Genomic DNA, 9,218 nt, shown 5'->3' with positions numbered 1-9,218 from the left:
CCGTTTGCTCGCACGTTTGACCATCGCGACCGGCGCGCCGCCGCCGACCGTGTGGGAAATCAACCCGCTGCGGAGTACCGGCGCTGTCGGTTACGAGATCGTCCATCCCGATGCGGACACGCGCCGCGATTATCGCAGCATCTGCGATGTCAGCGGCGATTCGAGCCTGCTCAATACGCTAATCGCGCGGCTGGCGAAGGGCGGCGAGGTCAATCTCGCGGGCTTCTACCAGCAGCCGCTCAGCTTCACATTCCCCCCCGCCTTCATGCGCGAGGCGCGAATTCGCGTCGCCGCTGAATGGGGTCCCGATGACCTGGTCGCGATCCGCGCGATGGTCTCAAGCGGGGCGCTCAGCCTCGCAGGCCTGGTGTCGCACATCCAGCCGGTGGCGAGTGCCCAAAGCGCTTATCCCACCGCCTTTGGCGACCCCAAATGCCTGAAAATGATACTCGATTGGAGCGCTTGCGCATGACGATGTTGGAAAATTCCGGACCAGATACGGCGGCGCTGCGTGAAGAGGCGTCGCACGAGCCTGATCCTGTTGCGACCGGCCCTGTGACCAAGGAAACGCAGATCATCGCGATTTATGGCAAGGGCGGATCGGGCAAGAGCTTTGCACTGTCCAATCTTTCTTACATGATGGCGCAGCAGGGCAAGCGCGTGCTGCTCATCGGCTGCGATCCTAAGTCTGACACCACCAGCCTGCTGTTCGGCGGCAAGGCGTGTCCCACGATCATCGAAACCAGCAGCGCCAAAAAGCTCGCGGGCGAAGAAGTGCGCATCGAAGACGTGTGCTTCCAGCGTGACGGTGTGTTCGCAATGGAACTTGGTGGCCCGGAAGTCGGTCGCGGCTGCGGCGGACGTGGCATCATCCATGGCTTTGAACTGCTCGAAAAGCTGGGCTTCCACGATTGGGGCTTTGATTTCGTGCTGCTCGATTTCCTGGGCGATGTGGTCTGCGGCGGTTTTGGCCTGCCGATTGCCCGCGACATGTGCCAGAAGGTCATCGTCGTCGCCTCGAACGATCTGCAATCGCTTTATGTGGCCAACAACGTCTGCAAGGCGGTCGATTATTTCGGCAAGATGGGCGGCAATGTCGGCGTTGCGGGCATTCTGATCAACAAGGATGACGGCACCGGCGAGGCGCAGGCATTTGCCGATGCGGTCGGCATTCCGGTGCTCGCCTCGATCCCTGCCAATGAGGACATCCGCCGCAAGTCGGCCAATTACCAGATCATCGGACGGCCCGACACCGAATGGGCGTCGCTGTTTGAGGAGCTCGCGATCAACGTCGCCGAAGCCCAGCCAACCCCGCCGCGTCCGTTGACGCAGGATGGACTGCTCGGCCTGTTCAAGCCCGAAGACACCGGTGGCAGCGTCGAACTGGTGCCCGCAAGTCAGGCCGACATGCGCGGCGGTGTGTTCGAAGAAAAGCCCTCGCTCGAAGTGGTTTATGACAGCGTATGAGTGACGCCTTCGCCACCCCAGCGCCACGCAACCCGGATCGCATCGATCTTGCGACCCCGCCTGTCGAAGGCGGGTGTTCGTCGAAGGACACGATGCGCGCGGCGGCCGAAAAGGCCGGCAAGGGCGAGGTTCTGGCGCGTTACGAGGCCGATTATCCGAAGGGCCCGCACGATCAGCCGCAAAGCATGTGCCCGGCCTTCGGTTCACTTCGCGTTGGCCTGCGCATGCGCCGCACCGCGACAATCCTGTCGGGCTCGGCTTGCTGCGTCTATGGCCTGACCTTCACCTCGCATTTTTACGGCGCTCGCCGCTCGGTCGGCTACGTGCCGTTCAGTTCGGAAACCCTGGTTACCGGCAAGCTCTACGAAGACATTCGCGATGCCGTGCATGAGATGGCCGATCCGGCGCTCTATGACACCATCGTCGTCACCAACCTTTGCGTGCCGACAGCCTCAGGCGTGCCGTTGCAGGGATTGCCCAAGGCAATCAACGGCGTGCGCATCATCGGCATCGATGTTCCCGGTTTCGGCATCCCGACCCATGCAGAGGCCAAGGACGTTTTGGCGGGCGCCATGCTGGCTTATGCCCGCAAGGAAGCCTCGCAAGGCCCGGTCGCCGCGCCAAGTCACCGCCCCGATCGCCCCACGATTACCCTGCTCGGCGAAATGTTCCCGGTCGATCCGGTGGGCATCGGCCAGATGCTGGAGCCCCTGGGTCTGGCTGCTGGCCCGGTCGTGCCGACCCGCGAATGGCGCGAGCTTTACAGCGCGCTCGATTGCGCCGCGGTCGCCGCGATCCACCCGTTCTATACCGCCAGCGTGCGCGAATTTGATCACGCCGGTCGTCCGGTTATCGGCTCCGCGCCGGTTGGCGCCGATGGCACCGCTGCGTGGCTCGACGCCATCGGCGCAGCCTGCGGCATCAAGCAGTCGATTGTCGATACCGCCAAGGATGGCTTTGTCGCCGCGATCCGCGCCGCCCTTGCCGCCAATCCGATCAAGGGCCGCATCACCGTTTCGGGCTATGAAGGTTCCGAGCTGCTGGTCGCGCGTCTGCTGATCGAAAGCGGCGCGGACGTGCCCTATGTCGGCACCGCGTGCCCCAAGACGCGCTGGTCAGAGCCTGATCGCGTCTGGCTCGAAGCCAAGGGCGTGCGCATCCAGTATCGCGCCAGCCTTGAGCAGGACATCGCGGCGGTTGAGGAATACCGCCCCGATCTCGCTATCGGCACCACACCGGTGGTCCAGCACGCCAAGAGCGAGGCGATCCCGGCGCTCTATTTCACCAACCTGATTTCCGCACGGCCGCTGATGGGTGTCGCGGGCGCAGGCTCGTTGGCACTGGTGGTCAATGCCGCGCTCGCCAATCAGGACCGTTTCAACAAAATGCAGAGCTTTTTTGACGGCGTCGGTGCCGACGAAAACGCAGGCATCTGGCGCGATACGCCGGTTGACCGCCCCGAATTCAAGAAAAAATACGCCGCGCGCATGGTTGGCCTCAACAAGTCAGCAGAGGCGATCGGCTCATGAGGACGTCGGCCATCCATAAATCCTCCCCTGCAAGGGGAGGGGGACCACGCAGTGGTGGAGGGGTGACACCCGCGCGCCAATATAGACGCCCCTCCGTCATGGCTGCGCCATGCCACCGCCCCTTAAAGGGGAGGATTTTCGAGATTCGCACTTCCTTCGCCCCAAACCCGGGGAGGATTGAGATATGACGCTGATCATCGATCATGATCGGGCCGGCGGCTATTGGGGCGCGGTCTATGCGTTCACTGCAATCAAGGGCCTGCAGGTGATCATCGATGGTCCGGTGGGGTGTGAAAACCTGCCGGTGACATCGGTGCTGCATTATACCGACGCGCTGCCGCCGCACGAACTGCCGATTGTCGTCACCGGTCTGGGCGAGGAAGAACTGGGCAAAACCGGCACCGAAGGCGCGATGCGCCGTGCCTGGGCCTCGCTCGATCCTGATCTGCCCGCCGTGGTGGTGACCGGTTCGATTGCCGAGATGATCGGCGGCGGGGTGACCCCCAATGGCACCAACATCCGCCGCTTTTTGCCGCGCACCATCGATGAGGATCAGTGGCAGTCAGCCGACCGCGCGCTGACCTGGCTGTGGACCGAATTTGGCCCCAAGAAGGTCAAGCCGCTTGCCCCCCGCAAGGAAGGGGTAAAGCCCAAGGTCAACATCCTGGGGCCGATCTATGGCACGTTCAACATGCCCAGCGATCTCGCTGAAATCCAGCGACTGGTCGAAGGCATTGGCTGCGAGCTCAACATGGTCTTCCCGCTGGGCAGCCATCTGGCCGATGTGAAGAAGCTTGCGGACGCAGAAGTCAACATCTGCATGTATCGCGAATTCGGCCGCAACCTGTGCGAAACGCTCGAGCGGCCCTATCTGCAGGCCCCCATCGGCCTGGAATCGACGACCTTGTTCCTGCGCAAGCTGGGCGAGCTGACGGGCTTGAACCCCGAGCCGTTCATCGACCGCGAGAAGCACACGACAATCAAGCCTTTGTGGGATCTGTGGCGCTCGGTCACGCAGGATTTCTTTGGCACCGCGAGCTTTGGCATCGTCGCCAACGAGACATATGCGCGCGGCATCCGCAATTTCCTTGAGCATGACATGGGGCTGCCCTGCAACTTCGCCTTCAGCCGGACAGCGGGGGTCAAGACCGACAACCATGCGGTGCGCGAGGCGATCCGCAGCAACCCGCCGCTGGTGGTGTTCGGCAGCTATAACGAGCGCATGTATATGGCCGAGTGCGGCGCGCGCGGCATGTATATTCCGGCAAGCTTCCCTGGCGCGGTGATCCGCCGCCATACCGGCACGCCGTTCATGGGCTATTCGGGCGCCACCTATCTGGTGCAGGAAGTTTGCAATGCGCTGTTTGATGCGCTGTTCCATATTCTGCCGCTGTCCACGCAAATGGATGCGGTTGAAGCCACGCCGTCACGGATCGAGCGGGAACTCGACTGGACGGCTGAGGCCAAGGCGCGGCTTGACGCGCTGATCGAGGCGCAACCGGTGCTGGTGCGGATCTCCGCCGCCAAGCGCCTGCGCGACATGGCGGAGCGCGCCGCGCGCCGCGCCAATGAGACGACAGTATCCGAAGTGCGGCTGGAGGAAGCCGCCGCACAGAATATGGGTCAGCCCGCGTGAGCGGCTGGTCCAGTCATCGGCCTTGGGACGGGGCCTCCACCATCCGCATGGGAATTTTCCCACACGGATATCGCCTGGAGGGCGCCGCTTTGGCGTTCTTCCAAATCTGGAAGCTAAGGAGAATATCTCATGGCAGATGAAGGGATGGGTCCTACGACCTACCTGACGGAAAGCGAAGCGAAGGAGTTCCACAAGCTCTTCGTCGCAAGCTTTGCCTTCTTTACCATCGTTGCGATCATCGCACACATCTTGGTCTGGCAGTGGCGCCCATGGTTCCCGGGTACGCCCGGCTATGAAGCGACATCGAGCCTCGACCCGGTGACTGACGTCCAACTCAGTTAAGAACGGAATTTATTATGCATAGAATGTGGCAAATGTTCGATGGCGCCAAGATCCTGACTGCCCTGGCAGTTTTCTTGTTCGTCCTCGCACTCCTCATCCACTTCATCCTGTTGAGCACAAACCGGTTCAACTGGCTGGAGCCCCCTATGTCTTCAGCCGCGCCTGCGGCGGTGGCTGCGGCATCGGCGATTACGCCCTGACCTCAGGGTTTGGCCAGTGTGTCGCCTTTCCAAGGCGATAATGGGCGGACCGGCGAGACTGGCTCTATCCGGTCCGTCCCTTCCACTGGTGGCTTGAACTTGATGAAATAATCTATCCGGCGCGCCGCCTTGATGGTGCGGCCGCTAACGAAGGAGTCTGGCAATGGCGCTCTTGAGCTTCGAGAGAAAATATCGCGTCAGAGGCGGTACGCTGATCGGCGGAGATCTGTTCGATTTCTGGGTTGGTCCATTTTATGTCGGCTTCTTCGGGATCACGACGTTGTTTTTCTCCCTTCTCGGCACGACGCTGATTTTTTACGGCGCGTCGCAGGGGGGAACATGGAACCCATGGTTGATCAGCATTGCACCGCCTGATCTGAGTTATGGCCTGGGCCTGGCCCCCTTGCTGCAAGGCGGTCTGTGGCAGATCATCACGGTCTGCGCGATTGGCGCGTTCGTCAGCTGGGCGCTGCGCGAAGTGGAAATCTGCCGAAAGCTGGGCATGGGCTATCATGTCCCGTTCGCCTTCGGCGTCGCCATCTTTGCCTATGTGACGCTGGTGGTGTTTCGCCCGCTGCTGCTGGGTGCTTGGGGACATGGCTTCCCTTACGGTATCTTCAGCCACCTCGACTGGGTGTCGAACGTTGGCTACCAGTATCTGCACTTCCACTATAACCCGGCGCACATGCTGGCGGTGTCGTTCTTCTTCACCACCACCCTGGCGCTTGGCCTGCACGGTTCGCTGATCTTGTCAGCCACCAACCCGGCCAAGGGTGAAGAGGTCAAGTCTCCCGAATATGAAGACACGTTCTTCCGCGATCTGATCGGCTATTCGGTGGGCACGCTCGGCATTCACCGCGTGGGCCTGCTGCTGGCGCTCAACGCCGGTTTCTGGAGCGCAATTTGCATCATCATATCCGGTCCGTTCTGGACCCGCGGATGGCCCGAATGGTGGAGCTGGTGGCTCAACCTGCCGATCTGGGCTTGAGGGGAGAAATCAAGATGGCACGTTACCAAAATATCTTCACTCAGGTCCAGCTGCGCGGGCATCCCGAACTCGGCATGCCGCACAAGGATGGCAGCGACAGCCGCATCAATGTTACTGGCTATAGCGACTGGATGGGCAAATTTGGCCAGGCACAGCTCGGCCCGATTTACCTCGGCAAATTGGGTCTCGCATCGCTGCTGATGGGCACCTTGTCCTTCGTGATTATCGGGCTCAATATGCTGGCCTCGGTTGCATGGAGCCCGATGCAGTTCGCCAAGCAGTTCTTCTGGCTGGCGCTTGAACCGCCGGGCCCGGAATACGGCTTCTCGCCGATGGTACCGCTGGCAGAGGGCGGCTGGTGGATCATCGCCGGCTTCCTGCTGACGGCCTCGGTTCTGCTCTGGTGGGCACGCACCTATATCCGCGCCAAGGCGCTGGGCATGGGCACGCACGTTTCATGGGCCTTCCTCAGCGCGATCTGGCTGTTCCTGGTGCTGGGTTTCATTCGCCCCGCGATGCTCGGCAGCTGGTCAGAAGCAGTACCGTTCGGCATCTTCCCGCATCTTGACTGGACCGCCGCTTTCTCGATCCGCTACGGCAACTTGTTCTACAATCCGTTCCATGCGCTTTCGATCGCCTTTCTGTATGGCTCCACCTTGCTTTTTGCCATGCACGGGGCCACTATTCTGGCTGTGGGTCGCTATGGAGGCGAGCGCGAGATTGAACAGATTTACGACCGCGGCACGGCGAGTGAGCGTGCGGGTCTGTTCTGGCGCTGGACCATGGGATTCAATGCCACCATGGAATCGATCCATCGTTGGGCCTGGTGGTTTGCAGTGCTGACCACACTTACCGGCGGGATCGGCATCCTGCTGACCGGCACGGTTGTCGATAACTGGTATCTCTGGGCACAGGATCATGGCTTTGCGCCTGCCTATCCCAGCACCGGTGTTGTTGATCCAAGCCTGCAAGGGAGCTGACAGCCATGCGTATGATGTCAAAACTGACCACGATTGGGGCGCTTGCCGCCACAACGGTCCTGCTGGCCGGGTGTGAAATCGGGCCCAAATCGTCGGAACAGACCGGCTATCGGGGCACCGGGATTGTGCAGATCAATGATCGCAGCAATGCCACCGCCCCCGGTGAAGTGCCGCCCCCGCCATATGAGCTTCCGCCTTCCAGCGGGGAAACGGCGGGCCAGGCGTATGAGAACGTCAACGTGCTGGCGCATGTCAGCAAGGAAGAGTTCGATTACACCATGGCGGCGATCACCCAGTGGATCGTGCCGGCCGACGCGCCAGCTGCTGAAGCCGGGTGCAATTACTGCCACGTTCCGGAAAACCTGGCCGACGACAGCAAATATACCAAGGTTGTCGCGCGCCGGATGATCCAGATGACGCAGAGCATCAACCAGAACTACTCCGACCATGTCAAACAGACCGGGGTCACCTGCTACACCTGTCACCGTGGCAACGCGGTGCCCAAATATGTGTGGACCGATCCCAAGCCTGGCGATGGCCGGCTGATGGGCAACAAGCGCGGCCAGAACACACCGGTGGAGGCGGTTGGCTACACCTCGCTGCCGGTGGATACGTATGCCAAGTATATGCGCACGCAATCCGGCGCGGCGCGGGTCATCTCAAAGACCATCCACCCGACCACCGCCAACCGTTCGAGCATCAAGGATACCGAAGGCAATTACGCCATCATGATGCACCTGTCGCAATCGCTTGGGGTCAACTGCACCTATTGCCACAACAGCCGTTCGTTCGCGCAATGGGAGCAGAGCAGCCCGCAGCGTTCGCTGGCCTGGTATGGCCTGCAGATGGTGAAGAACACCAACGAAGAATATATCCATCCGCTGGCCAGTGTGTTCCCGGCCAATCGGCTGGGCCCGCAGGGTGATCCTTACAAGACCAACTGCGCCACTTGCCACCAGCAGCAGCGCAAGCCTCTGGGCGGTGCCCAGATGGCCAAGGACTATCCGGCTCTGCTGACCCTGCCGGGCGCAGGTTCGGCGGTTCCGTCTGGCCCGATGATGCAAACCCCCGGCGCAGCGGCTCCGGTCGCTGCGGCAGCGGGCAACTGACGCTGCTCCTCCCCGGGTTTGCCCGGGGAGGAGGTTTGCCTTCCTGGCTGCGATATGGTTGATCCTGCGACACAGTCGTGCGCACATCTTATCGCTAAGGCCTTTAGATATGCACCTTTTTGAAGCCCTGGTTGTCCTCCACGTTATCGCCGGAGCAACCGGGCTGATTGCGTTCTGGGTGCCGATTGCGGCGCGCAAGGGCGGGCAGGCACATCGCCGCTGGGGGCGGATTGCGGTCTATGCGTTTATCGTCGCCGGACTGCTCGCCATCGCAATGGCGCTGCTCTCGCTGTTCGGGACGGAACAGCGATTACCGATGATCACCGACAGGGTGTTGTTCGCGGGGCTGTTCGGCTGGATGATGCTGTATCTGGGTATGCTCACCATCGGCTTTGCTGGCTATGGCCTGCTCGTCGTGCGCCATCGCGGCAACCGCAGCGCCTTGCGTGGCCCGTTGACCCAGTCGCTGCTGGGCGCAGTCGCGCTCTCGGCGCTGTGGTGCGGGTATTTCGGGTTGACCATCGGCCAGCCCTTGATGGCAGCGGTGGCGCTGGTCGGGCTGGCGGCGATTGCCACCCAGCAGTTTTATATCTGGCGCCGTGCGGTGCCGCCACGCGGCCATGTGGCAGAGCATTTCCGCGCGCTTCTGGGCATGGGCATTTCCGCTTACACCGCTTTCCTCTCGGTCGGCTTGATCCGGCTGGTGCCAGACCATGTCTTTAATCCGTTGATCTGGGCAGTGCCCAGCATAATCGGCATCAGTCTGATCATCCGGTTCACCATTGGCGCGCGCCCGGCGCGCCGCCCGTCACAGCGCGCGGAGGCCTGACATGAGCGAATGGATTGGCGACAATATCGGCATCCTCGAAATGGGTTTCACCGGCGCGGTGGTGCTCGGCCTGCTCGCCTGGCAATATTGGACGGTGCGTGATGCGGGCAAGCCGCCCAAGGATAGCGAGTAGCGCGC

10 protein-coding genes and 1 pseudogene are annotated in these 9,218 nt (G+C 61.7%); all 11 read left to right on the top strand.

Annotated features, from left to right (window positions below):
• A pseudogene (locus ACEW8G_RS05285) lies at positions 1-472 on the top strand (chlorophyll synthesis pathway protein BchC); the annotation flags it as partial.
• The gene (locus tag ACEW8G_RS05280; protein ID WP_373487395.1) at positions 469-1,467 is read left to right on the top strand and encodes a chlorophyllide a reductase iron protein subunit X; all 999 of its coding nucleotides are present in this window, start codon (positions 469-471) and stop codon (positions 1,465-1,467) included. The pseudogene ACEW8G_RS05285 and the gene ACEW8G_RS05280, both read left to right, overlap by 4 nt.
• On the top strand, positions 1,464-2,996 hold the full coding sequence (bchY, locus tag ACEW8G_RS05275; RefSeq protein WP_373487394.1) for a chlorophyllide a reductase subunit Y: 1,533 nt from the start codon (positions 1,464-1,466) through the stop codon (positions 2,994-2,996). Before ACEW8G_RS05280 ends, bchY begins: the two co-directional genes overlap by 4 nt.
• 184 nt (positions 2,997-3,180) lie before the next feature.
• Complete coding sequence (gene bchZ / locus ACEW8G_RS05270) at positions 3,181-4,632, top strand: chlorophyllide a reductase subunit Z (protein WP_373487393.1); 1,452 nt, start codon at positions 3,181-3,183, stop codon at positions 4,630-4,632.
• A gap of 129 nt (positions 4,633-4,761) precedes the next feature.
• Positions 4,762-4,974, top strand: a complete 213-nt coding sequence (gene pufB / locus ACEW8G_RS05265; protein ID WP_373487392.1) for a light-harvesting antenna LH1, beta subunit — start codon at positions 4,762-4,764, stop codon at positions 4,972-4,974.
• Between the two features lie 14 nt (positions 4,975-4,988).
• Positions 4,989-5,174 carry a light-harvesting antenna LH1, alpha subunit gene (gene pufA, locus ACEW8G_RS05260; protein WP_373487391.1) on the top strand — a complete coding sequence of 62 codons (186 nt, stop codon included), beginning with the start codon at positions 4,989-4,991 and terminating at the stop codon, positions 5,172-5,174.
• Between the two features lie 163 nt (positions 5,175-5,337).
• Complete coding sequence (gene pufL / locus ACEW8G_RS05255) at positions 5,338-6,162, top strand: photosynthetic reaction center subunit L (RefSeq protein WP_373487390.1); 825 nt, start codon at positions 5,338-5,340, stop codon at positions 6,160-6,162.
• Between the two features lie 14 nt (positions 6,163-6,176).
• Positions 6,177-7,142, top strand: coding sequence for a photosynthetic reaction center subunit M (pufM, locus tag ACEW8G_RS05250; protein ID WP_373487389.1), 966 nt, complete (start codon positions 6,177-6,179; stop codon positions 7,140-7,142).
• Positions 7,143-7,147: 5 nt separating this feature from the next.
• A complete protein-coding gene (gene pufC, locus ACEW8G_RS05245; RefSeq protein ID WP_373487388.1) occupies positions 7,148-8,251 on the top strand; it encodes a photosynthetic reaction center cytochrome PufC in 1,104 nt (367 codons plus the stop codon).
• Positions 8,252-8,360: 109 nt separating this feature from the next.
• Positions 8,361-9,080 carry a hypothetical protein gene (locus tag ACEW8G_RS05240; RefSeq protein ID WP_373487387.1) on the top strand — a complete coding sequence of 240 codons (720 nt, stop codon included), beginning with the start codon at positions 8,361-8,363 and terminating at the stop codon, positions 9,078-9,080.
• A gap of 1 nt (position 9,081) precedes the next feature.
• The gene (locus tag ACEW8G_RS05235; protein ID WP_373487386.1) at positions 9,082-9,213 is read left to right on the top strand and encodes a hypothetical protein; all 132 of its coding nucleotides are present in this window, start codon (positions 9,082-9,084) and stop codon (positions 9,211-9,213) included.
• Positions 9,214-9,218: the final 5 nt, after the last annotated feature.

This window comes from Blastomonas sp., assembly GCF_041747255.1.
Classification (GTDB): Bacteria; Pseudomonadota; Alphaproteobacteria; order Sphingomonadales; family Sphingomonadaceae; genus Blastomonas.
Note: the sequence above shows the minus strand (reverse complement) of the source record. Positions and strands in the feature narration are given on the sequence as shown.